Source organism: Burkholderia sp. Bp8986, assembly GCF_003854225.1.
Lineage (GTDB): Bacteria > Pseudomonadota > Gammaproteobacteria > Burkholderiales > Burkholderiaceae > Burkholderia.
The window spans coordinates 236,969-263,879 of sequence record NZ_QTQM01000003.1 but is presented as its reverse complement, the minus strand read 5'-3'; the positions used below and the strand labels follow the sequence as shown (position 1 = coordinate 263,879).

General features: G+C 69.0%; 29 protein-coding genes. 18 read left to right on the top strand and 11 right to left on the bottom strand.

Annotated features, from left to right (window positions below; all coding sequences use genetic code 11):
- The first annotated feature begins 109 nt into the window (after positions 1 to 109).
- The 5 genes from DID99_RS05140 to DID99_RS05120 are packed head-to-tail and all read left to right on the top strand — an operon-like array spanning position 110 to position 4,715.
- Positions 110 to 295 carry a DUF2964 family protein gene (locus tag DID99_RS05140; protein ID WP_124519791.1) on the top strand — a complete coding sequence of 62 codons (186 nt, stop codon included), beginning with the start codon at positions 110 to 112 and terminating at the stop codon, positions 293 to 295.
- Between the two features lie 32 nt (positions 296 to 327).
- Positions 328 to 1,464 carry an ABC transporter permease gene (locus DID99_RS05135; RefSeq protein ID WP_124519790.1) on the top strand — a complete coding sequence of 379 codons (1,137 nt, stop codon included), beginning with the start codon at positions 328 to 330 and terminating at the stop codon, positions 1,462 to 1,464.
- On the top strand, positions 1,461 to 2,165 hold the full coding sequence (locus DID99_RS05130) for an ABC transporter ATP-binding protein (protein ID WP_185733734.1): 705 nt from the start codon (positions 1,461 to 1,463) through the stop codon (positions 2,163 to 2,165). The genes DID99_RS05135 and DID99_RS05130 overlap by 4 nt, the downstream gene beginning before the upstream one ends.
- Positions 2,162 to 3,247 carry an HlyD family secretion protein gene (locus DID99_RS05125; RefSeq protein ID WP_124666220.1) on the top strand — a complete coding sequence of 362 codons (1,086 nt, stop codon included), beginning with the start codon at positions 2,162 to 2,164 and terminating at the stop codon, positions 3,245 to 3,247. Before DID99_RS05130 ends, DID99_RS05125 begins: the two co-directional genes overlap by 4 nt.
- Positions 3,225 to 4,715, top strand: a complete 1,491-nt coding sequence (locus tag DID99_RS05120) for an efflux transporter outer membrane subunit (protein ID WP_124666219.1) — start codon at positions 3,225 to 3,227, stop codon at positions 4,713 to 4,715. The genes DID99_RS05125 and DID99_RS05120 overlap by 23 nt, the downstream gene beginning before the upstream one ends.
- Before the next feature lie 50 nt (positions 4,716 to 4,765).
- Here DID99_RS05120 and DID99_RS05115 read toward each other — a convergent pair whose 3' ends face one another.
- Positions 4,766 to 5,215, bottom strand: coding sequence for a hypothetical protein (locus DID99_RS05115; protein ID WP_124666218.1), 450 nt, complete (start codon positions 5,213 to 5,215; stop codon positions 4,766 to 4,768).
- Positions 5,216 to 5,495: 280 nt separating this feature from the next.
- On the opposite strand from DID99_RS05115, the gene DID99_RS05110 reads away from it, so the two are divergent.
- A complete protein-coding gene (locus DID99_RS05110; protein ID WP_124666217.1) occupies positions 5,496 to 6,899 on the top strand; it encodes an MBL fold metallo-hydrolase RNA specificity domain-containing protein in 1,404 nt (467 codons plus the stop codon).
- A gap of 72 nt (positions 6,900 to 6,971) precedes the next feature.
- Here DID99_RS05110 and DID99_RS05105 read toward each other — a convergent pair whose 3' ends face one another.
- The 5 genes from DID99_RS05105 to DID99_RS05085 are packed head-to-tail and all read right to left on the bottom strand — an operon-like array spanning position 6,972 to position 12,147.
- Positions 6,972 to 8,012 (bottom strand): zinc-dependent alcohol dehydrogenase family protein, encoded by a 1,041-nt coding sequence (locus tag DID99_RS05105; RefSeq protein ID WP_124666216.1) that lies wholly within the window; start codon positions 8,010 to 8,012, stop codon positions 6,972 to 6,974.
- Positions 8,009 to 9,040: a bifunctional enoyl-CoA hydratase/phosphate acetyltransferase gene (locus tag DID99_RS05100; protein WP_124666263.1), complete on the bottom strand. Its 1,032-nt coding sequence runs from the start codon at positions 9,038 to 9,040 to the stop codon at positions 8,009 to 8,011. The genes DID99_RS05105 and DID99_RS05100 overlap by 4 nt, the downstream gene beginning before the upstream one ends.
- Positions 9,041 to 9,054: 14 nt before the next feature.
- Positions 9,055 to 10,884, bottom strand: coding sequence for an alpha/beta hydrolase (locus DID99_RS05095; RefSeq protein WP_124666215.1), 1,830 nt, complete (start codon positions 10,882 to 10,884; stop codon positions 9,055 to 9,057).
- Positions 10,881 to 11,627: a beta-ketoacyl-ACP reductase gene (locus DID99_RS05090; RefSeq protein ID WP_124570385.1), complete on the bottom strand. Its 747-nt coding sequence runs from the start codon at positions 11,625 to 11,627 to the stop codon at positions 10,881 to 10,883. Before DID99_RS05090 ends, DID99_RS05095 begins: the two co-directional genes overlap by 4 nt.
- Positions 11,617 to 12,147 carry a hypothetical protein gene (locus tag DID99_RS05085; protein ID WP_124666214.1) on the bottom strand — a complete coding sequence of 177 codons (531 nt, stop codon included), beginning with the start codon at positions 12,145 to 12,147 and terminating at the stop codon, positions 11,617 to 11,619. Before DID99_RS05085 ends, DID99_RS05090 begins: the two co-directional genes overlap by 11 nt.
- 196 nt (positions 12,148 to 12,343) lie before the next feature.
- On the opposite strand from DID99_RS05085, the gene DID99_RS05080 reads away from it, so the two are divergent.
- The 4 genes from DID99_RS05080 (at position 12,344) to DID99_RS05065 (ending at position 15,797) form a co-directional block, all read left to right on the top strand.
- Complete coding sequence (locus DID99_RS05080; RefSeq protein WP_124666213.1) at positions 12,344 to 13,183, top strand: universal stress protein; 840 nt, start codon at positions 12,344 to 12,346, stop codon at positions 13,181 to 13,183.
- A gap of 8 nt (positions 13,184 to 13,191) precedes the next feature.
- Positions 13,192 to 14,394, top strand: coding sequence for an acetate/propionate family kinase (locus tag DID99_RS05075; RefSeq protein WP_124666212.1), 1,203 nt, complete (start codon positions 13,192 to 13,194; stop codon positions 14,392 to 14,394).
- A 69-nt stretch (positions 14,395 to 14,463) separates the two neighbouring features.
- Positions 14,464 to 14,967, top strand: a complete 504-nt coding sequence (locus DID99_RS05070) for a universal stress protein (protein WP_124666211.1) — start codon at positions 14,464 to 14,466, stop codon at positions 14,965 to 14,967.
- A complete protein-coding gene (locus tag DID99_RS05065) occupies positions 14,964 to 15,797 on the top strand; it encodes a universal stress protein (protein ID WP_124519778.1) in 834 nt (277 codons plus the stop codon). Before DID99_RS05070 ends, DID99_RS05065 begins: the two co-directional genes overlap by 4 nt.
- Before the next feature lie 52 nt (positions 15,798 to 15,849).
- Here DID99_RS05065 and DID99_RS05060 read toward each other — a convergent pair whose 3' ends face one another.
- Positions 15,850 to 16,320, bottom strand: a complete 471-nt coding sequence (locus DID99_RS05060) for a universal stress protein (RefSeq protein ID WP_124519777.1) — start codon at positions 16,318 to 16,320, stop codon at positions 15,850 to 15,852.
- Positions 16,321 to 16,570: 250 nt separating this feature from the next.
- Here DID99_RS05060 and DID99_RS05055 point away from each other — a divergent pair, with 250 nt between their 5' ends.
- The 3 genes from DID99_RS05055 (at position 16,571) to fnr (ending at position 20,420) form a co-directional block, all read left to right on the top strand.
- A complete protein-coding gene (locus DID99_RS05055) occupies positions 16,571 to 18,577 on the top strand; it encodes a PAS domain S-box protein (protein ID WP_124666210.1) in 2,007 nt (668 codons plus the stop codon).
- Complete coding sequence (locus tag DID99_RS05050) at positions 18,574 to 19,221, top strand: response regulator transcription factor (protein WP_124519775.1); 648 nt, start codon at positions 18,574 to 18,576, stop codon at positions 19,219 to 19,221. The genes DID99_RS05055 and DID99_RS05050 overlap by 4 nt, the downstream gene beginning before the upstream one ends.
- 425 nt (positions 19,222 to 19,646) lie before the next feature.
- Entirely contained in the window at positions 19,647 to 20,420 is a 774-nt protein-coding gene (fnr, locus tag DID99_RS05045) for a fumarate/nitrate reduction transcriptional regulator Fnr (RefSeq protein WP_124528573.1), read from the top strand.
- Positions 20,421 to 20,445: 25 nt separating this feature from the next.
- Here the strand turns inward: fnr and DID99_RS05040 are convergent, their stop codons facing one another.
- Positions 20,446 to 21,435: a zinc-dependent alcohol dehydrogenase family protein gene (locus DID99_RS05040; RefSeq protein ID WP_124666209.1), complete on the bottom strand. Its 990-nt coding sequence runs from the start codon at positions 21,433 to 21,435 to the stop codon at positions 20,446 to 20,448.
- 173 nt (positions 21,436 to 21,608) lie between these two features.
- Here DID99_RS05040 and DID99_RS05035 point away from each other — a divergent pair, with 173 nt between their 5' ends.
- From DID99_RS05035 to DID99_RS05020, 4 genes are all read left to right on the top strand, one after another.
- On the top strand, positions 21,609 to 22,616 hold the full coding sequence (locus DID99_RS05035; RefSeq protein ID WP_124666208.1) for an Acg family FMN-binding oxidoreductase: 1,008 nt from the start codon (positions 21,609 to 21,611) through the stop codon (positions 22,614 to 22,616).
- 19 nt (positions 22,617 to 22,635) lie between these two features.
- Positions 22,636 to 22,971 (top strand): c-type cytochrome, encoded by a 336-nt coding sequence (locus DID99_RS05030; protein ID WP_124521041.1) that lies wholly within the window; start codon positions 22,636 to 22,638, stop codon positions 22,969 to 22,971.
- A 22-nt stretch (positions 22,972 to 22,993) separates the two neighbouring features.
- A complete protein-coding gene (locus tag DID99_RS05025; protein WP_124666207.1) occupies positions 22,994 to 24,013 on the top strand; it encodes an LOG family protein in 1,020 nt (339 codons plus the stop codon).
- Positions 24,014 to 24,153: 140 nt separating this feature from the next.
- Positions 24,154 to 24,396 carry a hypothetical protein gene (locus DID99_RS05020; protein ID WP_124519769.1) on the top strand — a complete coding sequence of 81 codons (243 nt, stop codon included), beginning with the start codon at positions 24,154 to 24,156 and terminating at the stop codon, positions 24,394 to 24,396.
- Between the two features lie 124 nt (positions 24,397 to 24,520).
- On the opposite strand, the gene DID99_RS05015 is transcribed toward DID99_RS05020, so the two are convergent.
- Both DID99_RS05015 and DID99_RS05010 read right to left on the bottom strand, forming a co-directional pair.
- Entirely contained in the window at positions 24,521 to 24,760 is a 240-nt protein-coding gene (locus tag DID99_RS05015; RefSeq protein ID WP_124519768.1) for a hypothetical protein, read from the bottom strand.
- Between the two features lie 48 nt (positions 24,761 to 24,808).
- Entirely contained in the window at positions 24,809 to 25,459 is a 651-nt protein-coding gene (locus DID99_RS05010; protein ID WP_059452433.1) for a BON domain-containing protein, read from the bottom strand.
- Between the two features lie 230 nt (positions 25,460 to 25,689).
- On the opposite strand from DID99_RS05010, the gene DID99_RS05005 reads away from it, so the two are divergent.
- Positions 25,690 to 26,355, top strand: a complete 666-nt coding sequence (locus DID99_RS05005; protein ID WP_124528579.1) for a nitroreductase family protein — start codon at positions 25,690 to 25,692, stop codon at positions 26,353 to 26,355.
- 104 nt (positions 26,356 to 26,459) lie between these two features.
- Here the strand turns inward: DID99_RS05005 and DID99_RS05000 are convergent, their stop codons facing one another.
- Positions 26,460 to 26,894: an Hsp20/alpha crystallin family protein gene (locus DID99_RS05000; protein WP_124666206.1), complete on the bottom strand. Its 435-nt coding sequence runs from the start codon at positions 26,892 to 26,894 to the stop codon at positions 26,460 to 26,462.
- Positions 26,895 to 26,911 lie beyond the last annotated feature (17 nt).

The window sequence follows — 26,911 nt, the reverse complement described above, 5'->3', positions numbered from 1 at the left end:
TCCGTTGATACAGATCAATCGTGCCGGCGCGCGGCACGCGATCATGGCGCCATGTCTTGCGCAACCAGTGGCAGCTATGTCCACGGCGGCCGCTTCCCGGGAGAACGTCATGATGGGTCTGCGATACCGAAACGCGCTTGCGACGCTCTGCGTATTCATCGCGCTCGCGTCGCTGCTGGGCGTCGTGCATGCGATGCTGATCGACGAGCGGGTCGTCCCGTACGCGATCGTTGCGCTCGTGTCGGGCATCGTGGCGTTCGTCGCGCAGCTGGATCCGGCGCCGTCCGGGCGCTAGGCGCACGGCCCGGACGCGTCGGATTCGCCATCATGAACGGCATCCTGCGTCTCGCGTTCAAGCTGCTCGTCAACGACAGCGCGAAATTCACCGCGCTGATCGTCGGCATCACGTTTTCGGTGCTGCTGATGATCGAGATGACGTCGCTGTTCGCCGGCATCCTGAACAAGTCGTCGGCGTCGGTCATCAATATCGGCGCGAAGGTATGGGTGATGGACCCGGCCGTGAAGACGATCGCGAACAGCATCGGCATGCCCGACTACGTGCTCGACGCGGTGCGCAGCATCGACGGCGTCAAGTATGCGGTGCCGCTCTATTCCGGCGGCGCGCTCGTCAAGCTGCGCTCCGGCACCTACCAGGCCGTGACGGTCGTCGGCCTCGACGACGCCAGCCTGCTCGGCCGCCCGACGATGCTGCAGGGCCGCATCGAGGACATCTACGCGGAAAACGGCTTCATCGCGATTCAGGATCCCGAGTTCCGGAAACTCGAGAATCCGTCCGTCGGCACCGATTTCGAGTTGAACGATCATCGCGGCGTGATCGTCGGCATCGCGAAGGTCGCCGCGAGCGGCCTGTTCGGCACGCCGACGCTTTACACCACCTACGCCCGCGCGATCCGCTACATTCCGTCGCCACGCTTCACGACCTCCTACATCCTCGTCGAGCCCAAGTCGGATGCCGACATCGCCCACATCAAGGCCGTCGTGCAAGCGCTCGGCTATCGCGCGTACACACGCGACGAATTCATCGCGCAGATCGCGCGCTTCTACAAGTACGAGACCGGGCTCGGCACCAACATCATGCTGATGACGATCATCAGCTTCATCATCGGCCTGTCGATTTCCGGGCAGACGTTCTATGCGTTCATCCTCGAGAACCTGGACAAATTCGGCGCGCTGAAGGCGATCGGCGCGAAAAGCCGCGAGCTGGTCGCGATGATCCTGTTCCAGGCGACGTTCACCGCGCTGACCGGTTACGGTATCGGCGTCGGGCTGTGCGTGCTGATGATCAGTCTCGCGAAACTGCGGATTCCCGACTATGCGGCGCTCATCACGTACGGCAACCTGTCGCTCGCGTTCGGGATGGTGGTCGTGATCGCGACGATTTCGAGCTATCTCGGCGTGCGGCGCGTGCTGCGCATCGAGCCGTTCGACATCTTCCGGGGCTGACGATGGCCGGCATCGCGATCGACGCGCGCGGCGTCAGCAAATGGTTCGGCGAAGGCGACGCGCGCACGCAGGCACTACGCGACGTGTCGATGCAGGCGAACTTCGGCGAGATGCTGCTGATCGTCGGGCCGTCCGGCAGCGGCAAGACGACGCTGCTCAGCGTGATCTCCGGCATCCTGCGGCCGGACGGCGGTTCGGTGTCGATCGACGGCGTCGACCTGTGGGCGCAGCCGAACGACGCGATCGCCGATTTCCGGCTGAACCGGATCGGCTTCGTGTTTCAGGATTACCACCTGTTCCCGCGGCTCACGACCGCGGAGAACGTCGCGATCCCGCTGATCCTGAGGCGCCGGCCGTGGGACGACGCGCTCAAGGAAGCGCACGCGTATCTGGACGTGGTCGGGCTCGCAAACCGCGCGCAACTGCCGCCCGTGAAGCTGTCCGGCGGCGAACAGCAGCGCGTCGCGATCGCGCGCGCGATCGTCAGCCAGCCCGACCTGCTGATCCTCGACGAGCCGACCGCGTCGCTCGATGGCGACACGGGCCGCATGATCATCGACTTCGTCAAGCACAAGGTGCTCGACGACACGCGCTGCATCGTGATCGTCACGCACGACGCGCGGATCTTCGAGTACGCGGATCGCGTCCTGCGGATGGAAGACGGCAAGCTGAACGGCATCGAGCGCGGTGGTGCACGATGAAACACCGGCTCGTGTTCGTGGCGGCCCTGCTCGGCTTCCTGGCAAGCGTCGTCGCCGCGTGGGTCTACAGCCGCCAGGAGCCGCCGCAGCCGCCGGTATTCAAGCCGGCCGCCAATCCGTACGCGCGCGGCGTCTATGCGAACGGCATCGTCGAGAGCGAGCAGCCGGCCGGCGCGAACGTGAACGTCTATCCGGACGTCTCGGGCGCGGTGACGCGCATCCTCGTGCACGACGGCGATCCGGTGAAGGCCGGCGACGCGCTGCTGACGATCGACGACTCGGTGCAACGCGCGACCGCCGCCCAGCTCGCGGCGCAGGCCGACGCGGCCGCCGCGCTGCTCGACGAGCTGAAGGCGCAGCCGCGCCGCGAGGTGCTCGACGTGGCCAGTGCGCAAACGGCGGCCGCGCAGGCGAGCCTGAAGCTCGCGCAGGACCAGTACGACAAGCAGCGGCACGCGTACGACATCGATCCGAAGGCGGTCAGCCGCGACGCGCTCGACACGGCCGCGAACGCGGTGCGCGTCGCGGCGGCCAACCTGGACGTCGTGACGCGGCAGTATCGTCTGACCAAGGCCGGCGCATGGAGCTACGACGTGCGCAACCAGGAAGCGCAGGCCATCGCGCTGCGGCGCGCGGCCGACGCGGCGGCCGCACTGCTCGCCCGCTACACGCTGCGTGCGCCGGCGGACGGGACCGTCCTGGCGATGAACGCGGCCGTGGGGGCCTACCTGACCTCGCAGGGGCTCTACGACACCTATACGCGGGGCAGCACGCCGGTCGTGGTGCTCGGCACGCCGGTCGACCGGCTGCAGGTGCGCTGCTACATCGACGAGATCCTGATCCACCAGTTACCCGACCTGCATGCGTTGAAGGCGCACATGTTCGTGCGCGGCACATCGGTCGAGGCCGATCTCCAGTTCGTGCGCGTGCAGCCATACGTCACGCCGAAGATCGAGCTGTCCGACCAGCGCACCGAGCGCGTCGACGTGCGCGTGCTGCCGGTCATTTTCCGTATCTTGCCGAACAGGAATGTGCGGCTGTTTCCCGGGCAGATCGTCGATGTCTACGTCGCAGGCAAATAGCGGGGCCCGCCGCGCGCGCGCGCTGCGCCGCGGCACCGGCGCGCTGGCCGTCGCCGTGCTGCTCGCGGGGTGCACGGTCGGGCCGAATTTCGTCCCGCCGCCCGCGCCGCGCGTCGCGCGCTTCGTGCCGCCCGACGATCCGGGCGCGGCGTCCGGCTCCTGGAGCGGCGGCGGCCGGACGCAAGCATTGTCGGCGGACGCGGCGCTCACGCGCGACTGGTGGACACGCTTCGGCAGCCGCGCGATCGACTCGACCGTCGCCGAAGCATTGACCGGCAGCCCGACGCTCGATCTCGCCGAAGCGACGCTGCGGCGCAGCGAGCACGCGCTGCGGGCCGGCCAGGGGATCTTCTTTCCGCAGGTGGATGCACAGGCCGGCGCGTCGCGCCAGCGCGCTGTGCCGCTGCGCACCGGCCAGGCGTTGCCGGCGTCGATCTTCAACCTGTTCACGCTGTCGGCCACGGTCAGCTACACGCTCGACCTGTGGGGCGGCGAACGGCGCCAGGTCGAAGCGCTCGCGGCCGACGTCGATGCGCAACGGCAGGCGCTGGCGGGCGCCTATCTGATGCTGACCGCGAACGTCGTCAATACGATGGTCGCGCGCGCGGCCTATCGCGACGAAGCCGCGGCGACGCGCGAAATGATCGGCCTGCTCGACGAGCAGGTTCGTCTGACGCGCGCGCAGGTGACGGCCGGCGCGGCAGCCTACGTCGCGGTGCTGACGCTGGAATCGCAGCGGGCGTCGTTCGAGGCGACGCTGCCCGCGCTCGACCAGAAGCGCGCGCAGGCCGACGATCTGCTCGCGCTGCTGGCCGGCCGCTACCCGGCCGACTGGCGGACGCCGGAACTGTCGCTCGACGGGATCGAGCCGCCCGCCAGCCTGCCCGACACGGCGCCGTCGTCGCTGGTGCGCCGCCGCCCCGACATCCTGCAGGCGGAAGCCCAGTTGCACGTAGCCAGCGCGCGGGTCGGCGTCGCGACGGCCGCGCTTTACCCGAACCTCACGCTGTCCGCATCGGGCGGGTTCGACAGCGTCGTCGCCGGCAAGCTGTTCGCGCCCGCCGGCCGCGTGTGGAGTGCCGGTGCCGCACTCACCGCGCCGATCTTTCATGGCGGCTCGCTGCTGAACCAGCGGCGCGCCGCGCAGGATGCGTACGACGAAGCCGATGCGGCCTATCGGCAGGTCGTCCTGTCGGCGTTCTCGCAGGTGGCCGACACGTTGCGCGCGCTCGCCAACGACGCGGCGGCGCTCGATGCGCAGGCGCGCGCGATGGCCGCGGCTCGTGACGCGCTGAAGCTCACGCAGGCCGGCTACGACGCGGGGATTGCCGGCTACGTCCAGTTGCTGGTCGCCGACTTGCAATACCATCAGGCGCGGATTGCGTGGCTGCAGACGGTCGCGCAGCGCCTGCAGGATACGGTTGCGTTCTACGTCGCGCTCGGCGGCGGCTGGGGCGATGCGGGCTGACGCGCGCCGACAAGCGCGCCGCACCGGCATTCAGTCCCGCTTAGCCCCATTCAGCCCGTCTGCGCCACCACGTCGGGCCGCTGCCACGGCGGCAATTCCGCCCAGCCGAGCGGCCCGTAGACGGTGCCGCCGGCGGCCTCGATCCGTTCGACGAACGTGGCGAGCGTGACCCCGGCCGGCACGGTCAGCGTCAGCGCGTCGACGAAATCCTCGCTGCGCAGCCATGGCGCCGCGCCGTGGTTGATCTGCTGGACGCTCCACGCATGCCCGTGCCGCCCGGCCTCGGGCGGTAACAGACCCGGCGCGTCGAACGCGACCCGGAGCAATTGCACGCGCGAATCGCTGTACGGCGGTCTCGCGGCATTCTGGTACGGCACGTCCGCCCAGCGCTCGCCGCATTGCTCGTCGAGCGGCAAGCAGGTAAACCACGCCCAGGGCGCGCGGACGAAGCACAGTCGGTAAAGGTGCCCGGCACCATCCAGATTGGCGATCAACGTCATGATGGGTTCATCCCGAAAGACTCGTGAGGCGACGCGTGATGCCGAACGCATCGCGCGCATGGCATGCGCGGATAACGGGGTCCCGACACCGCATGCACGCACCAACTCACTATCCTGCCGCCGCCGGGGCCCATGCTTGATCGTCGTCAAACCACGCGCCGGCCGGGAATCTCGCCCGGCCGGCATGGGGATCCCGCAATTCCTGATTTCGGTCAACCGCCGCCCGCGCGTTCGGGATGTAATCGATTTACTGTTCCGTCGACTCCCGCAGAGGCACCCCATGAAACTGACTTTTCTCGGTGCGACCGAAACCGTGACCGGCTCGAAATATCTGCTCGAGCACGGCGGCCGGCGCGTCCTGGTCGATTGCGGCCTGTTCCAGGGGACCAAGAACCTGCGGCTGCGCAACTGGCGCGCGCTGCCGTTCGGGCCCGACACGCTGGACGCGGTCGTGCTCACGCACGCGCACATCGATCACACCGGCTATCTCCCGGTGCTGGCGCGCGAAGGCTATCGCGGGCCGGTGTACTGCACGGCGGCCACGGCCGAACTCTGCGACATCATGCTGCGCGACAGCGCGCGGCTGCAGGAGGAGGAAGCCGACTTCGCGAACCGGCACGGTTATTCGAAGCATCATCCCGCGCAACCGCTCTACACGCTGGACGACGCGCAGCGCGCGCTGCGCCTGCTGCAACCCGTCGCCTTCGACGAATGCACCGCGCTGGGCGGCAGCCTGTCGTTCCGCCTGCTGCCGGCCGGGCACATCCTCGGCGCGGCGAGCGTCGTGATGCACTGGGATCACAAGGTGCTCGCGTTCTCCGGCGATCTCGGCCGGTATCACGACCCGATCATGCAACCGCCGCGCCCGCCCGCGCATGCCGACTACCTGGTGGTCGAATCGACGTACGGCGACCGGCTGCATCCGGCGTCGGATCCCGAAAACGAGCTGGCCGGGATGTTCGACAAGACCTTCGCGCGCGGCGGGGTCGTCGTGATGCCCTGCTTCACCGTCGGCCGCGCGCAGGAGATCCTGCACTACATCGCGCGGCTGAAGGCGGCCGGCCGCATGGCGCGCGTCCCGGTATTCGTCGACAGCCCGATGGCGACGGACGTGACCGAGATCTATCGCCACCATATCCTCGAACACCGGCTGACGGCCTCCGAAGCGAATGCGCTCGGCCACGCGGCCACGATGATCCGCTCGGTCGAGCAGTCCAAGGCGATCGCCGAACACCACGGCCCGATGGTCATCATCGCCGGCAGCGGGATGGCGACCGGCGGGCGCGTGCTGCATCACCTGAGCCGCCATGCGCCCGACGCGCGCAACACGATCGCGCTGGTCGGCTACCAGGCCGCCGGCACGCGCGGCGCGGCGCTCGCCGCGCACGAGCCGACGCTGAAGATTCACGGCGAGTACGTGCGCGTGCGCGCGCAGGTCGAGTCGATCACGACGCTGTCGGCCCATGCCGACTACGAAGAGATCCTGAAGTGGCTCGGCACGATGCAGGGCGCGCCCGTGCGGACCTTCGTCACGCACGGCGAACCCGCTGCCGCGGATGCGATGCGCCGGCGCATCTCGGAGCGCCTGCATTGGCCGTGCGAGGTGCCGACCTACGAGCAGTGCGTCGATCTGGACGCGATTGAATCAAACAACACGCAGGAACCCGCCGCGCTGTCGTCCTGACTGCCGGCGCAACGCCGGCCGCGCGTGACGGGCGGCGGAAGCACCCGGTTTCCGCCACGCGCGGCCCGGCATTCAGCCGATTTCGATGATGACCTTCAGCGCGTGGGTCTGCGCGGCGCGCCCGAACGTGTCGTACGCGCTTTCCACGTCGTCGAGCGAGAACCGGTGCGTGATCAGGCGCGCCGGATCGAGGCGCCCGGCGCGCACGGTCTTCAGCAGCATCGGCGTGCTGACCGTGTCGACGAGCCGCGTCGTGATCGAGATGTTGCGATCCCACAGCTTCTCGAGGTGCAGATCGGCCTTGACGCCGTGCACGCCGACGTTCGCGACGACCCCGCCAGGCGCCACGAGCGCCGTGCACATCTCGAACGTCGCCGGAATGCCGACCGCTTCGATCGCGCAATCCACGCCGACGCCATCGGTCAGCTTCATCACTTCCGCGACCGGGTCGACGCCGTGGCCGTCGATGCAGTCGGTCGCGCCGAAGCGCCGCGCGACCTCGAGCCGGTTGCCGTCCGGGTCGATCATGATGATCCGCGCGGGCGAATAGAACTGCGCGGTCAGCAAAGCCGCCAGCCCGATCGGCCCCGCGCCGACGATCGCGACCGAGCAGCCCGGCTGCACCTTGCCGTTCAGCACGCCGCATTCGAATCCGGTCGGCAGGATGTCGGACAGCATCACGAGCGCGTCCTCGTCCGCGCCGGCCGGGATCCGGTACAGGCTGGTCGGCGCATGCGGGATGCGCACGAACTCGGCCTGCGTGCCGTCGATCCGGTTGCCGAGGATCCAGCCGCCGGTCGTGCAATGCGAATACAGTCCGCGGCGGCAATACTCGCAGCGGCCGCACGACGAGATGCACGAAATCAGCACGTGGTCGCCCGGCTTCAGCGAATCGACCGCCGCGCCGACCTGCTCGACGATGCCCACGCCTTCATGGCCGAGGACGCGGCCCGGTTCGCACGTCGGCACGTCGCCCTTGAGGATGTGCAGATCGGTGCCGCAGATCGTCGTGCGCGTCACGCGGACGATCGCGTCGGTGGGCGACTGCAGTTCCGGTTTGGGCCGCCGTTCGAGCGCCTTGCGCCCTGGGCCGTGGTACACGAGTGCTTTCATCGCAATTCCTCCATCGAAAGGGGGGCCTGTTCAGGCATCGGGGTGGCGTCATGCCGGACTTGCGCCAGCAACACCGCGAGCGCGCAGGACGCGACCCGGACGGCGACGCCGTCGGCGCGGCTCGTCAGCACGATCGGCACGCGCGCGCCCACGACGACGCCCGCGTTCGCGGCGCCGCCCAGGTATTCGAGCTGTTTCGCGAGCATGTTGCCCGCTTCGATATCGGGCACGACGAGGATGTCCGCACGGCCGGCAACCGGCGAGTCGATCCCCTTCTCGCGCGCGGCCCGCTGCGATATCGCGTTGTCGAACGCGAGCGGGCCGTCGACGACCGCCCCCGTGATCTGCCCGCGCTCGGCCATCTTCGCGAGGGCCGCCGCGTCGAGCGTCGAACGCATCGCCGGATTGACGGTCTCGACCGCGCACAGCACCGCGACGCGCGGGCGCGCGACGCCCAGCGCATGCGCGACGTCGATCGCGTTCTGCGTGATGGCCGCCTTCTGCGCGAGATCCGGTGCGATGTTCACCGCGGCGTCGGTCAGGATGAACGGCCGCGGATACGCCGGCGCCTCGATCAGGAAGCAGTGAGACATGCGCTTGTCGGTGCGCAGGCCCGATTCCGCGGCGACGACGGCCCCCATCAGCTCGTCCGTGTGCAGGCTGCCCTTCATCAGCGCGCCGGCGCGGCCCGACGCCGCGAGTGCCACCGCGCGGGCCGCCGCGGCGTGGCTGTGGGGAACGTCCTCGATCGTCCATTTCGCGAGATCGACGCCCGCTTCGCTCGCCACGCGCAACACCTTCGCGCGCGGCGCGACGATCAGCGGTTCGATCGATGCGCCCAGCGGCGACGCGTTGAGCGCGGCAAGCGCGACGAGGCTGGCCGTGTCGCACGGATGCACGACGGCCACCGTCAGCGGCGGCGCATGGCGCGCACGCGCGATCAGGGCGGGCAGTTCGCCGTCCGCGCGCGGCAACAGGCCGGGCAGGCACGCGCCGGCGGACAGATCCGGATGCAGGTTCAGGTTCAGGTTCAGGTTCATATTCAGGTCTCCAGCACGTAGCTGCCGGGCGCCGCGCCGAAGCCGGCGGCCGGCACGCGTGCGGGCACCTCGCCCGACGAATGCGCGTGCAGCCAGTCGCGCCAGCACGTCCACCACGATCCGTCGAGCGCGGGCGTTTCGCTCACGAAGTCGCGCCGGTTGCGGTAAGGCGCGCCGGGCTCGCGCGTCGCGCAGCGATAGTGGCGTCCCGGATGGCCGGGTTCGGACACGATCCCGGCATTGTGGCCGCCGGAGGTCAGCACGAACGTCAGCGCGTGGTGCGTGAGCAGATGGAGCTTGTAGACGGAACGCCAGGGCGACACGTGATCGCGCTCGGTCCCGACCACGAATGTCGGCACGTCGATATCCGACAGCGCGACCGGCCGCCCGTCGACGCAGTAGCGGCCGGCCGCGAGATCGTTGTCGAGAAAGAGGCGCGTCAGGTATTCGGTATGCATCCGGTACGGCATGCGCGTGGTGTCCTCGTTCCACGACATCAGGTCGTTCGGCTTCGTGCGCGTGCCGAGCAGATATTCGCTCATCATGCGCGACCAGATCAGGTCGCGCGCGTTCAGCAACTGGAACGCGGCGGACATCTGCGCGCCGTCCAGGTAGCCCTGCCGCCACATCAGCGCATCGAGCGCGGACAGTTCGCTCGCGTCGATGAAGAGGCCGAGTTCGCCGGGTTCGCTGAAATCGGTCTGGGCCGCGAGCAACGTGACGGAGCGCAACGCCTCGTGCTGCCGCCCGTCGCGCGCGAGCGCCGCCGCACCGATCGCCAGCAGCGTGCCGCCGAGGCAGTAGCCGACCGCGTGGACCGCTTCGCCGCAGATCGAGCGGGCGGCGTCGAGCGCCGCCATGCACCCGTCGCGCAGATAATCGTCGAGCCCGAGCTCGCGCGCCTCCGCGCCCGGATTGCGCCACGACACGGCAAACACCGTGTAGCCGGCATCGACCAGGAAGCGGATCAGCGAATCGTGCGGCTGCAGGTCGAGGATGTAGTACTTCATGATCCACGACGGCACGATCAGGATCGGCTCGCGCGCCACGCCGGCCGTCGTCGGGTCGTATTGCAGCAACTCGCACAACGCGTTGCGCCAGACGACGCGGCCCGGCGTGATCGCCACGTCGCGTCCCGGCAGATAGGCGCGCGTATCGCGGGCCCGCGTGCCGTGCGTGCGCTCGAGCAGCGCGTGCGCGTCTTCCAGCCAGTGCCGCCAGCCTGCCGCGAGATTCGCGCCGCCGCTGCGCATCGTCGCGTCGAGCACGACCGGGTTGGTCGCAAGAAAATTGCCCGGCGAGCATGCGTCGAGCCACTGTCGCGCGACGAATCCGACCAGTTCCTCGTGATGCCGTTCGACGCCCGGCACGCCGCGCGTCGCGTCGCGCCACCAGCGCTGGATCGACAGGAAGCCGTCGCGGTACGCGCGAAACGGCCATCCGGACCACGCGGGCGCGGCGAAGCGCGCATCGGCCTGCCCGGCGTGCACGGCCAGGCCGCCCGCGCCGCCATCGTCGGCCTCGCCCTTGCCCTCGCCTTCCCGGTTGGCCGCGGGTGCCACGGCAGCCAGCCACGCCTGCGTCGCAAGCTCGAAGCATTTTCCCGGCGACACGGCCAGATGGGCGCCCCAGTCGAGCGTGGCCAGCGCGAGCGACACGGGCGACAGCCCGAAGGTCATCGCGGCCACGTTCGCATGCGCGGCGCGGTTCCATTCGTCGGCGGGCGACGGCCGGGCCGGCGTGCATCCGGCCGGGTGCGACGCCGGTACGTTCGTAGCCGTTGGCCGCATCGACTCGTGCTCGATCGGCATGCGCATGACGGATCCGTTCATCGCATGTGCATGCCGCCGTTGACATCGAATTCCGCGCCGGTCGCGAAAGCCCCCGCGTCGGAACACAGGAACGCGACGAGCTCGGCGATCTCGTCGGGATTGCCGAGGCGGCCGACCGGGATCTGCGGCAGGATCTTCGCGTCGAGCACTTCCTTCGGCACCGTCTCGAGCATCGCGGTCGCCAGATAGCCGGGGGCCACCGTGTTGACCGTCACGCCGTGGCGCGCGAGCTCGAGCGCCAGCGCCTTCGTGAAGCCGTGGATGCCGGCCTTCGCGGCCGCGTAGTTCGCCTGCCCGTATGCGCCGCGCGAACCGTTCACCGAGCCGATGTTCACGATGCGCCCGAAGCCCGCCTCGATCATGCCCGGCACGAACGGCTTCGTCATGTTGAACATGCCGTCGAGGTTGGTGCGCAGCACCGCGTCCCACATGCTCTTGGTCATCTTCACGAAGGTGGCGTCCTGCGTGACGCCGGCGTTGTTGACGAGCACGTCGACGCGCCCGAACTCGGCCAGCACGCGTGCCGCGCAGTGCTGGCACGAATCGTAGTCGGCGACGTCGACCTCGAACGCGTGGAACGTCCTGCCCGCCTCGCGTTCGTGCGTGAGCCATGTCGCGACGTGGTCGTTGCGCTCCGTATGCGACACCGCCACCGTCATGCCCGCATCGTGCAGGCGACGGCTGATCGCGGCGCCGAGGCCCCCCATGCCGCCCGTGACGAACGCGACCCGATCAGCGCACATGGTCGTTCTCCTGCGCGCCGGTCGTGCCGTTCAGGCGGCGCACGGCAACCGGCGCCCCGTCGTTCGCGTCCTCGATCCCGCGCTCCAGCGCCGTCATCCAGTCGGCCCACGGCATGCTGGCTTCGTTGACCACGGCCAGTCGCCCCAGGTCGGGCAGCCAGTCGGTCTGATAACGCGACATCGCGCCCGCGCCGTATTCGCGCAACCAGGTACGCCATGCGCCGGCGTTCTCGTATTGCGCACGCATGCACAGCTCGGCGGCATCCTGCCAGATCGCGACGCTCGCGATCGCGTAGTCGCGCATCACCTGCCGGGTCGCCTCGCCGAAGGCCGTCCACTCTTTCGTGTCCGCCAGCGCCTGCTGCAGGTGGCGAACCGCAGCGCGGTCCCGCTCGATGCGCCGCCCTGCCAGCGCATGCCATTCGTGCTGCCAGTCGCGGTTCTGCGCGACCATGCGCAGCGCGAGATCGCAGCCCGCGCGGCAAGCGTCGTTCGGTGTCGTCAAAGCGTACGTACTCATCGGCGTCCCTCGTTCGATCCGGTCAATGGGTTGGCATCGCGCCTCGTGCCGCCTGCCCGGGATCGGGATCGGCATCGCGACCGCTTCACTGTGCGGGCATCGCGCAACGGAGCCGTTGATCTGAGTCAAGTACGCGGAAACCCTGCTCCGTAGACTGGATTGCACTGGCGGTTCCCCCGTCGATGGAGCGATTCCGATGAGCTACAAGAGCATAGTCGTGCACCTCGATACGAGCGCCCGCGCGCATTCGCGCCTCGAGTTCGCATTGCGCCTCGCCCGGCGCTTCGGTGCGCACCTGACCGGCCTGTTCGCGGTCTACACGCCGGAACCGCATTCGTTCTACGTGATGGCCGGGTCCGCCGATTACTTCCGCGAGCAACGCGCACAGCGCGACGAGCGGCTCGCCGCGCTGGAACGCCTGTTCCACGCCGAGACGGCCCGCGCGAAAGTGCCGGCCGCGTGGGTGCGTGCCGACGACCGCGCGAACCTGGCCGTGCCGCGCGCCGCACGCCTGGCCGACCTCGTGATCGCCGGCCAGAGCGACCCGAACGATCCCGAGACCTACATCGACGACCAGTTTCCGGAGAACCTCGTGTTGTCCGCCGGCCGCCCGGTGCTGCTCGTGCCGTACACGGGCGAATTCCCGTCGATCGGCGAGCGGGTGTTCATCGCGTGGGACGGCAGCCGGGAGGCGGCCCGCGCCGCGCACGACGCGCTGCCCTTTCTCGAACACGCGAAGCGCGCGACGGTCGCCGCCGTGGTCGACGGCGACTCGGAAGCGGCGGCCACGCGCATTCCGGCCGCCGACGCCGCGCTGATGCTGGCGCGCCACGCACGCGACGTGAACGTGCTCGAAATCGATACCGGTTCCGGCCCGACAGTCGGCGATACGTTGCTGTCGCGCGCGTATGAAACGGGTTCCGACCTCCTCGTGATGGGCGCCTACGGCCATCCGCGCTGGCGCGAGCTGGTGATGGGCGGCGCCACCCGCACGGTGCTGGCGTCGATGACGCTGCCGGTGCTGATGTCGCACTGAGCCGGCCGATGCGTACGCTCGCCCTGCTCGTCGTCAATGCCGGTTCGTCGAGCGTGAAGTTCGCGCTCTTTGCCTACCCGCCGCACGGCGACCCCGCGCGGCGGCCGCTGCACGAGGGCGAAGCGGTCGCGGCCGGCAACAGCGTGTCGATCCGCTACGACGCCGAGCCGGACGGTTCGCTGCCGCTCGGCACGGAGGACGATCCCTACCGCGCCGTGCTCGCGCGGATCGCGGCGTGGATCCGCGTGAAGTTGCCGCATGTCGCGCTGGGCGCGATCGCGCATCGCGTCGTGCACGGCGGCGCACGCTACGTGGAGCCGACGCTCGTCGACGACGACGTGCTGGACGCGCTGCGCACGCTGACGCCGCTCGCGCCGCTGCATCAGCCGCACAGCCTCGATGCGATCGACGTGCTGCGCGACGCGTTTCCGGACGTCCCGCAGATCGCCGTGTTCGACACGGCGTTTCATCGCACGCTGCCGCGCGTCGAGCAGCTGCTGCCGCTGCCGCATGCGTGGTTCGACCAGGGCGTGCGCCGCTACGGATTCCACGGGCTGTCGTACGAATACCTGTCCGTCGCGCTCGACGAGTCGTTCGGCGCCCGTGCGCACGGCCGCGTGATCGCCGCCCATCTCGGCAGCGGCGCGAGCCTGTGCGCGCTGCGCGACTGCCGCAGCGTCGCGACGACCATGGGCTTCTCCGCGCTCGACGGATTGATGATGGGCACCCGCAGCGGAACGCTCGATCCCGGTGTCGTCCTGCACCTGCTCGAGGCCGGCAAGCTGTCCGGCGACGAGCTGGGACACATGCTGTATCACGAATCGGGGCTCAAGGGCGTGTCGGGCGCGTCGGGCGACCCGCGCGTGCTGCTCGCGCGCGAGGCGGCCGGGGACGAAGCTGCCCGCGATGCGCTGGCGCTGTACGTCCATCGCATCGTGCGCGAGACCGGCGCGCTGACCGCGCTGCTCGGCGGCCTCGACATGCTGGTGTTCACGGCCGGCATCGGCGAACACTCGGCGGTGTTGCGCGAGCGGATCTGCGCGTCGCTCGGCTGGCTCGGCATCGTGCTCGACGCGCGCGCGAATGCCGATCATGCGCATGTCGTGTCGTGCGCGTCGAGTGCGGTCACGGTGGTCGTCGAGCCGACCAACGAGGCGTGGGTCGCGGCGCGCGCCGCGGTGCGCGTGCTGCGCGCCAATCGCGACGCTTGATCCAGATCAGCGCGAGCGGCGCATACGCGCCGATGATGGTTCCATCGGCATCCGTTGAAGGGAAACGTCATGTACTCGAACATTCTGGTCGCGCTCGACGGCAGCGATACGTCGTCCCGCGCACTCGACGCCGCGCTGAACCTCGCGGCGGAGACGGGTGCGCGGCTGACCCCGGTCTACGTCGTCGACTTCCTGGTGCCGGCCTACGACACGTACGGATACGATCCGTCGATCCTGATCGATGCATTTCGCGAGGAAGGACTGCGTGTCACGGAGGATGCGGCACGCCGCATGAAAGCGCGCGACGTGGCCGGCACGCCGCAGATCTACAACGTCGCGCCGGCCGGCGAAGACGTTGCGCACCGGATCGTCGGTCTCGCCGGCGAGACCGGCGCCGACCTGATCGTGATGGGCACGCATGGCCGGCGCGGTTTCCGGCGCCTGTTCCTCGGCAGCGTCGCCGAGCGCGTGCTGCGTCAGGCCACGTGCCCGGTCCTGATGATACCGGCAAGCTGCGCCGCGCAGGCGCCCGCCGAAACCACCGTGGCATCAACCGAAAAGGAGCCGTCATGAGCTACAAGACCCTGCTCGTCCATCTCGACGACAGCGAGCGCTGTGCGACGCGCGTCGACCTCGCGCTCGAACTCGCGGGACGCTGGAACGCCCATCTGATCGGCCTCTACGTGGTCTGCCAGGACCTCCTCGAGCCGTTGCGGCGGCCGGACGAACCGCTGAAGCTGGCCGTCTACGAGCGCCTGTGCGAACAGCGGCGCAAGGAAGCGGAAGAAAAATTCCTGAGCGCCGCCGAACGCGCCGGACGCAGCGTCGAATGGCGTGCGCCGACCGGCAACGCGACAGAGGCCGCGGTCCTGCACGCGCGCCACGCCGATCTGCTGGTGCTCGGCCAGGAAAACCCCGATGACCGCCTGACCTACGTCGCACGTCACTTCGTCGAGGACGTCGTGATGGGCAGCGGACGCCCGGCGCTCGTCGTGCCGTACGCGGGCGACGTGCGCACGCTCGGCGAGAACGTGCTGATCGGCTGGGACGGCGGGCGCGAAGCCGCCCGCGCGATGGCCGACGCGCTGCCGCTGCTCGCCCGCGCGCGTTTCGTCAACGTCGAGACGGTCGCCCGCGGGCAACCCGATCCGGACAAGACGCCGGCAGGCGTCGACGTCGCCGCGTATCTCGAACGGCACGGCATTCGCGCGTCGTTCTCGAGCACGCCGCGCGAACGGCCTGTGAGCGTGGGCGCGACGCTGCTGAACCGGGTGACCGACCTGCATGCGGATCTGCTGGTGATGGGCCTGTACAGCCATGCGCGCATGCATGAACGCGTGCTGGGCGGCGCGACGCGCACGATCCTCGAAACGATGACGGTGCCGGTCCTGCTGTCTCACTGAGCGAACGAAAACGGGGCAGCCGCGCGCGGCTGCCCTCGTCCCGTCACGACCGTCACAACATGCCGGCACACGCGCCCGGCCCCTCCCGGACGACCAGCACCGGCCGGTCCGCGATACGCACCAGCGATTCGGCGACGCTGCCGAGCAACGCGCGGCGCACGCCGCGCCGGCCATGCGTGCCCATCACGATCAGGTCCGCGTCGCATTCGGCGGCGGCACGCGCCAGCACGTCCGATACGTTCTCTCCACACGCGTCGATCGTTTGCGCGATGCCGCGTACACCCGACAACCGGAACGCGGTTTCCGCATCCGCGAGCGCGATCGCGGCCTTGTCCGCATCCAGTCCGGCCGGGTCGCGCCGGTCGATATAACCGCTGTCGACGTCGGCCAGCCGCGGCCCATCCGACACCACGCACATGGCGATCACCAGACTGCCCGACTCGCGGGCGAGCGAGATCGCCTCGTCGAGCGCGAGGCGCGCGCCACGGCTGCCGTCGAGTGCCGCAAAGATCCTTTGGTACATGACGCCTCCCAGTTGTCGTCAGGGGTCGACCGGTTCGTGAAACCAGTCTGATCCTCGCAGGCGGCGCTCCGTTGACGCGGGTCAAACCCGCGCGTCGGCGCCCCCTTGCGTATCGGTCCCGATTGGCGAACGTCGGCAAAACGCGCACAATTCCGTGCGATATCGCAGTTGCGTCCCGCTCCGCCTTTCGTGCCCCCCGTCCGGCCCGCCGCCAGCCAGCCGTCGACGAAATCCGTCAGGATGAACGGCAATGACAGTGAATGCGCCTCCCTCCCAGGCCGGACCGGCTTCACACCGGATTCGGCCCGCCCGATATGCAGCCGCGGCCGCGCTGCTGACGCTGGCGCTTGGCCTGGCTGCAACGTTCGCGGCATCCCGCGTACTGCAGAACGGGGCGCAGCACGCCGCCCAGGCGAGGTTCGCGCAAACCGCGACCCTCGCGACGGCCGACCTCCGGCGCAGCCTCCTCGGTGCGGCTGCCGTATTGCGCGGCGCGCGCGGCTTCGCGTCGACCCTGCCCGCGCCGCAGTCCGGAGCGGCGTGGCGCCGCTATCTCGACAGCCTGAATCTGGACGAATTGCAGTCGCCGGTCCGCAGCCTCGGGAGAATCGAGCCGAGCGCGGCGGAGGACGATCAGGCGACGCGGCAGGCGCTGCAGCGCGCGGCGGAAACCGGCAAGGTCGCGCTCGCCGCGAACGCGATCCAGGACGCCACCGATGCCGCGCTCGCGCGGACCGAGCTGACGCTGTACCTGCCGATTTATGCGAACGCTGAAGACCTCGCTTCGTCCGGGACGCGGCACGCCACGGCGACCGGATACGTTTATGCCGCGCTGAATCCGGCTCGTCTCGTCGATTCATCCGTACTCGATCGGCTGCGCGTGGAAATCATGGCCGACAATCCGGCCGCGCCGGTGTATGCCGGCGGCTTCGGCGCCGGCGACTCGAACGCGGCCGGCGACTCGAGCGCCGCCGGCGACCTGTTCCGGCGCACCGATTCCGTCACGTTCGGCGGCACGCCGCTCGCGCTGCGCTACAGCGCGCAGCGCGCCGACACGTCCGGTCCGACGACGGCCGTCCTGCTGGCCGGCACCGTGCTCTCGCTGACGCTGGCCGCGCTCGTGCGGCAGGTCGTCGCGAAACGCGCGCTGGCCCCCGCCGGCGACAGCCAACCCACCGAGGCCCGGATGATGGGCATCATCCGGTCGTCGATGGAGGCCGTCATCACCGTCGACGAGAGTCAGACGATCGTGATCTTCAACCCGGCCGCCGAACACGTGTTCGGCGTCAGCGCGATGGAGGCGATCGGCGCGCCGCTGTCCCGCTTCATCCCCGAGCGCTTTCGCGCCGCGCATGCGCGACACGTCGAGCAGTTCGGCGTGACGGGCGTGTCGGAGCGACAGATGGGGCGGCAACGCGTGCTGTTCGGCTTGCGCGCCGACGGCACCGAGTTTCCGATCGAGGCGTCGATCTCGCAGATTCGCGACGGCACCGGCAAGCTGTACACGGTCATGCTGCGCGACGTGACCGAGCGGGTACGCGCGGAAAATGCGCTCAAGCGCTCGCGCGAGGAACTGCGCGAGCTGTCCGCCAACCTGCAGAACGTGCGGGAGGAAGAGAAAACGCGGATCGCGCGCGAATTGCACGACGACCTCGGCCAGCAACTCACCGCGCTCAAGATGGATCTGTCCGCCGTCGAGCTGGGGCTCGGTGGTGTTGTCGCCCCCAACACCGGCGTGCGCGAGCAGCTGAGCGGCATGCATCGCCTGATCGATTCGATCGTTGCGTCGGTCCGGCGCATCGCGGCCGATCTGCGGCCGGTGATGCTCGACGACCTGGGCCTCGTTCCGGCGATCGAATGGCTTGCAACCGATTTCACGCGCCGTTACAGGATCACGGTCGAGCGGGACATCGCCCCCGTCGATACCGCGTTCACCGGCGCCGGTGCGACGACGCTGTTCCGCATCGTGCAGGAGGCGCTGACCAACGTCGCGCGACACTCGGACGCGACGAACGTGACGCTGGCATTGAAAGTGGAAGACGGTTATTGCATGCTGCGCATCGCGGACAACGGTCACGGCGCGCCGGAGCCCACCCGCAACGGGCAGGATCGCCCGTCGTTCGGCCTGATCGGGATCCGCGAGCGTGCGCACATGCTCGACGGGACGGTGACGATCGACAACCGGCCGGGTGCGGGATTCACGATCACCGTGGCGCTGCCGCTTCACGCCATCCAGCAAGGAGATGTGCTGTCATGATCAGGGTACTCATCGCCGACGACCACGCACTCGTCAGGGACGGTCTTCGGCACATCCTGCAGAGCGCGAGCGGTTTCGAGGTCGTCGGCGAAGCGCAGGACAGTGCCTCGACGATCGCGCTCATGCGCGACACGGATGCCAGCGTGCTGGTGCTCGACCTGTCGATGCCCGGCCGCAACGGTGTCGAACTCATCAAGCAGATCAAGGACGAGAAGCCGGGATTGCATATCCTCGTGCTGACGATGCATGCCGAACAGCAGTACGCGGTGCGCGCATTCCGCGCGGGCGCCTCGGGCTACATGACCAAGGAAAGCGCCAGCGCCGAACTGGTCGCCGCGTTGACCAAGATCGCGGCCGGCGGCGTCTACGTCAGCCTGACCATGGCCGAGCAGTTCGCGCAGAGCCTGAACGAGCCGACCGATCTCCTGCCGCACCAGCGCCTGTCCGACCGCGAATTCGACGTGTTCCGGCGCGTCACCACCGGCGAGTCGATTTCCGAGATCGCGCAGGCGCTCTGCGTCAGCGTCAAGACCGTCAGCACGTACAAGACGCGGATCCTCGAGAAGATGCAGATGCCGAACGACACGGCACTCGTGCGCTACGCGATGCGCCACAAGCTGTTCGAGGACCCGGACGAACTCTGACGGCGGCATCGGGCGCGGGCGGCGCCCCGCCCGGCTGCCCCGACGGCATCGGTGACGGCGGCCGGGCCCGCGCGGGCCGCGCCCCGCCCTTCATCAGCGTCCCGCACCCGCCCGCGACGCTCGCGACAAGTTGCCGCGCCCCTGTAGGAAACCTCCTACAAGACTTCCATCTCACCTACTGCAACTTCAATTCCGGCTGATTTTCTTGACGTTGCGCAACATCCATACTGCACATCAAGAAAAACGCACAAACGTGCCTCCCGGAGCCCAAGGCAGCATCATCGACGAGACCGGTGTATCGGTCTCCCGGCGCGTCCGGTGGGGCTTTCCCGACAGGAAGGCGGCAGAGACCAAAGCCGCCGGTACAACGGCCAGCGCGACCCGCCCGACGGCGAGCCGCCGCTGCCCCCGAACTGGAGCCGATCATGCACAGCAGTGCCGAAGTCTCGACGACCATGCCGTTACGCCCGTTCATCCCGCTGCATCCCGTCGAACCGACGGATCAGCCCAAGCGCGCCGCGTCCCGCTGTTCGACGTGCGCATTGCGTACCGTCTGCATGCCGTCCGATCTGACGCCCGACGATTTCGCGCGCGTCGACGCGATGATCTGCACGACGCGCCACGTCAAGCGCGGCGAAACGCTGTTTCGCGCGGGCGATGCGTTCAACAGCATCTACGCAGTGAGAACCGGGTCGTTCAAGACGATCGTGATGCATCGCGACGGCGACGAGCAGATCACCGGCTTCCAGATCGTCGGCGAGTCGCTCGGGCTCGACGGCGTGTACACCGGGCACCACAACGGCGACGCGATCGCGCTCGAGGACAGCACGGTCTGCATCATCCCGTTCGGCCAGCTCGAGCAGATGTGCCGCGAAGTGCGCCCGATGCAGCATCACGTGTACCAGATGATGGGCGGCGAGATCGTGCGCGAATCCTCGCAGATGCTGCTGCTCGGCACGATGAGCGCAGAACAGCGCGTGGCCGCGTTCCTGCTGAATCTGTCCGCGCGCTTCAAGGCACGCGGCTACTCGGCCGCGGAATTCGTGCTGCGGATGACGCGCGACGAGATCGGCGAATATCTCGGCATGAAGCTCGAAACGGTCAGCCGCATGCTGTCGAAGTTCCAGCACAAGGGGCTCGTCGCGGCGCAAGGCAAGCAGATCCGGATCGTCGATTCGGAAGGCCTGCGGCAAATCTGAGCGCGCCGCGGCGCCGTCGGGCAGGTCAACCGCGCATGCCCAGCACGGCGGCGCCCGATACGCGCCCGCCGCGCAGGTCGTCGAGTGCGCGGTTCGCGTCGGTCAGCGCATAGCGCACCGCCTCGACCCGCAGCGGCATCGCGGCCGCGATCCGCATGAATTCGACCGCGTCCGCGCGTGTCAGGTTGGCCACCGACGCGATGCGGCGCTCGCCCCACAGCCACGCATACGGAAAGCCCGGGATGTCGCTCATGTGAATGCCGCCGCACACGACGATCCCGCCCTTGTCGAGCGCGCGCAGCGCGGCCGGCACCAGCGCCCCCACCGGCGCGAAGATCAGCGCGGCATCGAGCGGCTCCGGCGGCGCTTCGTCGCTGCCGCCCGCCCACGCCGCACCCAGCGACAGCGCGAGCTGCTGCGCGGCCGTGTCGCCGGGCTTCGTCAGCGCGAACACCTCGCGTCCTTCGCAATGCGCGACCTGCGCGACGAGATGGGCCGCTGCACCGAAGCCGTAGATGCCGATGCGGCGCGCGTCGCCCGCCATGCGCAGGGTGCGATAACCGATCAGGCCCGCGCACAGGAGCGGCGCGGCTTCCAGATCGGAATAGCGCTGCGGCAGATGCACGCAATAGCGGTGATCGGCGACCACGCGCTCGGCGTAGCCGCCGTCGATCGTATAGCCGGTGAATCCGGGGGTGTCGCACAGATTCTCGCGGCCGGACGTGCAATATGCGCAATGCCCGCACGTCGAGCCCAGCCACGGCACGCCCACCCGGTCGCCGACGGCGAAGCCCGTCGCGCCTTCGCCCAGCCTGCGCACCGTCCCGACGATTTCGTGACCCGGAATCAGCGGCAGCTTCGGGTGCGCGAGGTCGCCGTCGACGACGTGGAGATCGGTGCGGCAGACGCCGCATGCGTGTACGTCGATCAGCAGCTGGCCCGCCGCGGGCGACGGCTCCGGCACGCGCGCTTCGCGCAAATGCGGGGTCGTGCCGTCAAACATCATCGCAAGCATGCTCGCCTCCCTGCGCGACCGGTTTCGCGCGCTTCGCTTTCCAAGGCTAGTCGTCCGCCACCGCGTGCGTTTGCCCCGATGACAGGCGCTTGACGTGGGTCAACGGCCGCCGGACGGTTGCTGACACGATGAAGTGGCGAAACGCCGCCCGCGCGGCAACCTGGAGATGATCGATGATATCCGTTCCCCCGCTTGCCGCAAGCGCCCATCCCGACCAGCAGCTGAGGGAGATGCTGGGCTACGCGGTGCTGGCGCCGTCCAGTCACAATTCCCAGCCGTGGCGCTTCCTGGTCAACGGCGCCACGATTTCCGTGTGCGCGGACCGCGTCCGCGCGTTGCCGGTGGTCGATCCGTTCGATCGCGAGTTGATCATCAGCTGCGGCGCGGCATTGCTCAACCTGCGGGTCGCGCTCGATCACGCCGGGCTCGCCCACACGATCACCACGTTTCCTTCCGAAGTCGATCCCGATCTCCTTGCGGTGGTCCGGGTCTGCGACGACGGCTATTCCGATGCGTCCCTCGGCGCGCTGTTCGATGCGATTCCGGAGCGCGTCACGACGCGCGCGCCGTTCGAATCGACGGCCGTGCCGCACGAGATCCAGCAGGCGCTGATTGCTGCCGGCGTCGCGGAAGGCGCCGACGTCGCGTGCGTCGACGCGCTCGCGCACCGTGCGCGCGTGGCCGAACTGGTTGCCGAGGCCGACCGCCAGCAGTTCGCGGACCCGCGCTTCCGGCGCGAGCTGGCGAGCTGGATCGATCCGCGCCGGCACGCCGACGGCATGCCGGCATTCGCGGCCGGCGTGCCGACGTTGCTGGACTTCGCCGCGCCCGTCGTGACGATGGCGGTACGGACCTTCGATCTCGGCGACGGGCTGGCCGCGCTGCATCACCAGCTCGTCGGCGCGTCGCCGTTGATCGTGTGCATCGCGACCGTGCGCGACGATCGCGAAGCGTGGCTCGCTGCCGGTCAGGCGCTCGAGCGGATCCTGCTCGTCGCGACGCGCGCCGGTTATACCGCGTCGTACCTGAACCAGCCGATCGAGACGGCCGGGTTGCGCGCCCACCTGCGCCACATGCTCGGGCTGCGCGGCGAGCCGCAGTTGCTGCTGCGCGTCGGGCGCGGCCCGCATACGCCGCATTCGCCGCGTCGCCCGCTCGACGAAGTGATCTCCTTCTCCTGATCTCGACAAGGAAACGAACATGAGCATCATGCGTTGCGCCGCCCTCTGCGCGATTGCGCTGATAGCCGGCACGGCCGCCGCGCAGACGACCGTGCCCGAGCCGACCGAACTCGTCAACGCGCAGCACTGCATGTTCTGCCATACGCCCGACATGACGTTCCTCGGGCCGTCGTTTCACGAGATCGCCGAGCGCTATCGCGGCGATCCGCATGCCGCCGCGCAGCTGGAACGCAAGCTGCGCGTCGGCGGCCGTGTGCATTGGGGCGACACGCCGATGCCGTCCGCCATCGATCGCGGCGGCCCGCTGTCTCGCGACGACGCGCATCGGCTCGTGCAATGGGTGTTGAGCCAGTGACCGTCGCGGGGCGCTTCCGTTCATGTCGACCCTCGTCAAACGCGCGCCCGCCGGCATGACACGCGGCCACGCACGCCGCCGCCCCGCCCCCGCCGCGACGATCGCGAAGATGCGCGGCAATCGGCTACGCGCGAGGCCCGATGCCGTCGTCGGCAAGGACGCCATCCCGCGCCGCGCGCGGCGCGTCGCCCCATCCCCGAACCGCGCCCCGGCCGAAGCAGACGCGACCCTTCTGCGGGGTTCCGGCATGCGCGGCATCCGGCTGCAATTCGATTACTGGAAAGCCGAGGAGCGCCTGCAGAACGAACGGATCGGCCATGCGGTCGTGATCTACGGCAGCACGCGTATCGTCGCGCCGTCGGTCGCGAAGGCGCGGCTGGACGAAGCGAATCGCCTGCTCGCGGAGCGTCCGTACGACCCGAGCCGGCGGCGCGCCGTCACGATCGCCAGCCGGCTCGTCGAATACAGCGTGTATTACCGCGTCGCGCGCGCGTTCGGGCGCATCGTCGCCCATGCCGACCGGTGCACGCGCACCGCGCGGCTCGCGATCGTCACCGGCGGCGGCCCCGGCATCATGGAGGCCGCCAACCGCGGGGCGTACGAGCGCGGCGCGCCGAGCATCGGCTTCAATATCGAGCTGCCGCGTGAACAGGCGCCCAATCCGTACATCACGCGGGCGCTCTGCTTCCGGTTCCACTATTTCGCGATCCGCAAGCTGCACCTGCTCGAGCGCGCGAAAGCGGCCGTCTTCTTCCCCGGCGGCTACGGCACGTTCGACGAGCTGTTCGAAGTGCTGACCCTGCTGCAGACGCGCAAGATCGCGCCGCTGCCGGTCGTCCTCGTCGGCGAGGCGTACTGGCGCCGCGCGGTCGACCTGGCGTTTCTCGCGGACGAAGGGATGATCGACCGCCGCGACCTGGAACTGTTCACGTATTGCGAATCCGCCGAGGCGATCTGGGACGCGATAGGCAGCTGGTATGCGCGGCGTCGCGAACGCGCGCCGGCACGCTGCAACGGGTCTTCGAAGCCACGCGCCGTGTAGGAATCCGCCGACGAGACGGGTGCGATTCCTACCTCGACTTCGGGGCACGCTGATTGAATCGGGGGCGCGCGGCAACGATACTGAAATCACGGATACCGGCCGACCGGCAAGCCGATCGCACAACAACCAGGAGAGCCGTCATGTCACACGCCGACTATCGTTCCGATTCGGGGATGCGGGCCGCCGCATCCGACACGTCCGACGCATCCGGCACGGCCGCGCTCGACACGCTGGCACTCGTCGCGCTCGCCCGGGACGCCGGCATGCTGGTGACACTCGACGGACAGATCGGGCGCGAGCGCTACGAAAGCGTGACGGGATCGATCGCCACACTGGCCCGCTTCGCCCAGGCGCTGCAGCTTTCCGCGCTCAAGGTGGAGTGATACCCGGCGTCGTGGCGTCGCGCCTCGGTATCGGTCGCCGGTGCGACGGCCCCCGTCGCTGCGCGGCTGCGCGCAGCGCGCGACGTGACCGACGCCTTCGTCGACCCGCCCCCCCCCCACCGGTTCAGACCGTGAAGGTATTCGACTTCTTCATCTCGATCCACGTCATCCCGGCGCGCAGCGCGTCGATCGCGGCTTCGCGCTCGGTCGCATGCGTCCTGCAGTGCGCGAACGTCCGCTCGCACATGCCGTCCGGCGATTCGAGCGTGACGTGGATCCGGCAGCGGAAGCCGCCCGTTTCGGCCGCGACCGTCTCGATCGCGACCGACCAGTCCGTTTCGTGAAGTTCGCCTGAAAGTGTCATCCGGCCACCCTCCTGGATCGCCGCGGATCGCGCCTGCGCCTGCCGGACTTACTCGACCACCAGGTCGTCGACGACGGCACGCACGCCGCGCGCGGACCACGCGGCACCGCGCACGGCCTTGCGTTCGGAGAACGAGCCGACCTTGCCGGATAGCCGCACGGTGCCGTCGTGCACGTCGATCGCGATATGCTTCGCCTCGCGCTCCGCGTGACGCATGATCGCGCGCTTGATGTTCCCGCCGATGTCGTCCGCACCGACCGTCCCCTGTACCGCGATGTGGTCGGTCACGCCCGTCACGCTGCGCATCTGCGAGATCGCGCGCACGGCCAGATGGCTCTGGTATGCCCAGTCGACCTTGCCGGACAACGTGATCCAGCCGCGCTCGACCTGCACCTTGACCGCGTCGTCATGCAGCCCGACCGTCCAGTGCAGCACCGATCGCACCGCTTTCGCGATGTCCTCGTCGGTGCGCACGTCGTCGTCCGGCAGATGCACGGTCATGTCGACGACGAGCGCCTTGACGCCGGCCACGCGGTTCGCCGCGCGCTCGATCGCCAGCTTCTCCGCATAGCTCGGCGGGTGCCCCGAAAGCGTCACGATCCGGTCGGTCACCTCGACGCCGATGCGTGTCGAATCGATCGACGGGTCGGACTCCAGTTCGTCCTGGACATCCTGCTTCAACTGCTTGTCGGTTTTCATCGTCTGCTCTCCTGTGAGCCGCGGCGTGCCTGTCCGCCGCACGTAGCCAGATTTGCACACGTGCGGCGCCCGATCGCTGATGCAGGTCAACGTATGCCGCGCGCCGCACGTCGTGGCCGGCGGGTGCGCCGCTTGACGGAAGTCAAGCCGCTACGGCCCGGCCGTCTTATCGTGAAATCGCCGAGGCGCGACGTTCCAGGCACGCGCAATCACGCTTCAAGGAGACTCGCATGACCGAACAGCAGCTGTTGGCCTATTCGCCGGCGCCCGTGATGCAGCCGGCATCGCCCGAGGGCGAGTCGCCGGCGATCGTCGACCTGCCGCGCCCGATGCTCGACAGCGACGTGCCGCTGATGGCGGCGCTCGCGACCCGAATGAGCTCCCGCGAATTCGCCGCCACACCGCTCCCGCCGATGACGCTCGGCACGATGCTGTGGGCGGCCGACGGCATCAACCGCCCGGCGAGCGGCGGTCGTACGGCACCGTCCGCGCACGCATTCAATGAAATCGACATCTACGTCGCGCTGCCTTACGGCGTCTATCGCTACGATGCGCCCGCGCATCGGCTCGTGCTGAAACACGCGGTCGATGCGCGCAACCTCACGGGCTATCAGGACTTCGTCGGCCGCGCGCCGCTGGATCTCGTCTACGTCGTCCGGACGGCCGCGATACTCGACATGCCGCCGCAGCAGCGCGACGTGTTCTCGGCGATCGCGGCCGGCGCCATCGCACAGAACGTCTCGCTGTACTGCGCGGCGGCCGGCCTCGGAACGGTCGTGCGCGGCTGGATCAATCACCGCACGCTCGCCGACGCGTTGCGGCTGAACGAGGACGAGCTGCCGATCCTCGCGCAGACGGTCGGCTACCGGCCCGGCAGTACGCCATCGCATGCGTGAGGGCAGATTCGGTCGCACCAACGAAGCGGCGCGCGGATCGCTCCGCGCGCCGGATCCACCCGATGGGCGACGCGTGCCTGCATCGCCCGTTGCCCGTCGTCCGATCAGCTGATCGTGAGTTTCTTCTGCCCGACCGGCGCCTTCTTCGGCAGCGTCAGCGACAGCACGCCATCCTGATACGTCGCCGTCGCGCTGGCGTCGTCGATGTCGCCCGACAGCGAGAACGAGCGGCTGATCGCACCGCTGTAGCGCTCGCGACGGATCACGCGCTCGCCGTCCTTCTGCTCGTTGTTGCGCTCGACCTTCGCATGGATCGATACGGTATTGCCCGTCACCTGGACGTCGATATCGTCCTTGGCGATGCCGGGCAGCTCCGCGTTGACGGTATACGCCTTGTCGTTTTCGGTGACGTCGATCTTCATCGATGCAAGATCGGGCTGGTCTGCCAGCGCCATGCCGCGCAGCGGCCTGAACAGCCCCTGGAACAGGTCGGATACGGGTTCGATCGAAAACGGATCGTAACGCGTCATGTTGCTCATGGTTCGTACTCCTGATG

Bases quoted from the DNA above. Each gene is read 5' to 3' on its own strand.
- DID99_RS05140 (WP_124519791.1), top strand. From the start codon at position 110: ATGATGGGTCTGCGATACCGAAACGCGCTTGCGACGCTCTGCGTATTC.
- DID99_RS05135 (WP_124519790.1), top strand. From the start codon at position 328: ATGAACGGCATCCTGCGTCTCGCGTTCAAGCTGCTCGTCAACGACAGC.
- DID99_RS05125 (WP_124666220.1), top strand. From the start codon at position 2,162: ATGAAACACCGGCTCGTGTTCGTGGCGGCCCTGCTCGGCTTCCTGGCA.
- DID99_RS05120 (WP_124666219.1), top strand. From the start codon at position 3,225: ATGTCTACGTCGCAGGCAAATAGCGGGGCCCGCCGCGCGCGCGCGCTG.
- DID99_RS05115 (WP_124666218.1), bottom strand. From the start codon at position 5,215: ATGACGTTGATCGCCAATCTGGATGGTGCCGGGCACCTTTACCGACTG.
- DID99_RS05110 (WP_124666217.1), top strand. From the start codon at position 5,496: ATGAAACTGACTTTTCTCGGTGCGACCGAAACCGTGACCGGCTCGAAA.
- DID99_RS05105 (WP_124666216.1), bottom strand. From the start codon at position 8,012: ATGAAAGCACTCGTGTACCACGGCCCAGGGCGCAAGGCGCTCGAACGG.
- DID99_RS05095 (WP_124666215.1), bottom strand. From the start codon at position 10,884: ATGAACGGATCCGTCATGCGCATGCCGATCGAGCACGAGTCGATGCGG.
- DID99_RS05090 (WP_124570385.1), bottom strand. From the start codon at position 11,627: ATGTGCGCTGATCGGGTCGCGTTCGTCACGGGCGGCATGGGGGGCCTC.
- DID99_RS05085 (WP_124666214.1), bottom strand. From the start codon at position 12,147: ATGAGTACGTACGCTTTGACGACACCGAACGACGCTTGCCGCGCGGGC.
- DID99_RS05080 (WP_124666213.1), top strand. From the start codon at position 12,344: ATGAGCTACAAGAGCATAGTCGTGCACCTCGATACGAGCGCCCGCGCG.
- DID99_RS05075 (WP_124666212.1), top strand. From the start codon at position 13,192: ATGCGTACGCTCGCCCTGCTCGTCGTCAATGCCGGTTCGTCGAGCGTG.
- DID99_RS05070 (WP_124666211.1), top strand. From the start codon at position 14,464: ATGTACTCGAACATTCTGGTCGCGCTCGACGGCAGCGATACGTCGTCC.
- DID99_RS05065 (WP_124519778.1), top strand. From the start codon at position 14,964: ATGAGCTACAAGACCCTGCTCGTCCATCTCGACGACAGCGAGCGCTGT.
- DID99_RS05060 (WP_124519777.1), bottom strand. From the start codon at position 16,320: ATGTACCAAAGGATCTTTGCGGCACTCGACGGCAGCCGTGGCGCGCGC.
- DID99_RS05055 (WP_124666210.1), top strand. From the start codon at position 16,571: ATGACAGTGAATGCGCCTCCCTCCCAGGCCGGACCGGCTTCACACCGG.
- DID99_RS05050 (WP_124519775.1), top strand. From the start codon at position 18,574: ATGATCAGGGTACTCATCGCCGACGACCACGCACTCGTCAGGGACGGT.
- fnr (WP_124528573.1), top strand. From the start codon at position 19,647: ATGCACAGCAGTGCCGAAGTCTCGACGACCATGCCGTTACGCCCGTTC.
- DID99_RS05040 (WP_124666209.1), bottom strand. From the start codon at position 21,435: ATGCTTGCGATGATGTTTGACGGCACGACCCCGCATTTGCGCGAAGCG.
- DID99_RS05035 (WP_124666208.1), top strand. From the start codon at position 21,609: ATGATATCCGTTCCCCCGCTTGCCGCAAGCGCCCATCCCGACCAGCAG.
- DID99_RS05030 (WP_124521041.1), top strand. From the start codon at position 22,636: ATGAGCATCATGCGTTGCGCCGCCCTCTGCGCGATTGCGCTGATAGCC.
- DID99_RS05025 (WP_124666207.1), top strand. From the start codon at position 22,994: ATGTCGACCCTCGTCAAACGCGCGCCCGCCGGCATGACACGCGGCCAC.
- DID99_RS05020 (WP_124519769.1), top strand. From the start codon at position 24,154: ATGTCACACGCCGACTATCGTTCCGATTCGGGGATGCGGGCCGCCGCA.
- DID99_RS05015 (WP_124519768.1), bottom strand. From the start codon at position 24,760: ATGACACTTTCAGGCGAACTTCACGAAACGGACTGGTCGGTCGCGATC.
- DID99_RS05010 (WP_059452433.1), bottom strand. From the start codon at position 25,459: ATGAAAACCGACAAGCAGTTGAAGCAGGATGTCCAGGACGAACTGGAG.
- DID99_RS05005 (WP_124528579.1), top strand. From the start codon at position 25,690: ATGACCGAACAGCAGCTGTTGGCCTATTCGCCGGCGCCCGTGATGCAG.
- DID99_RS05000 (WP_124666206.1), bottom strand. From the start codon at position 26,894: ATGAGCAACATGACGCGTTACGATCCGTTTTCGATCGAACCCGTATCC.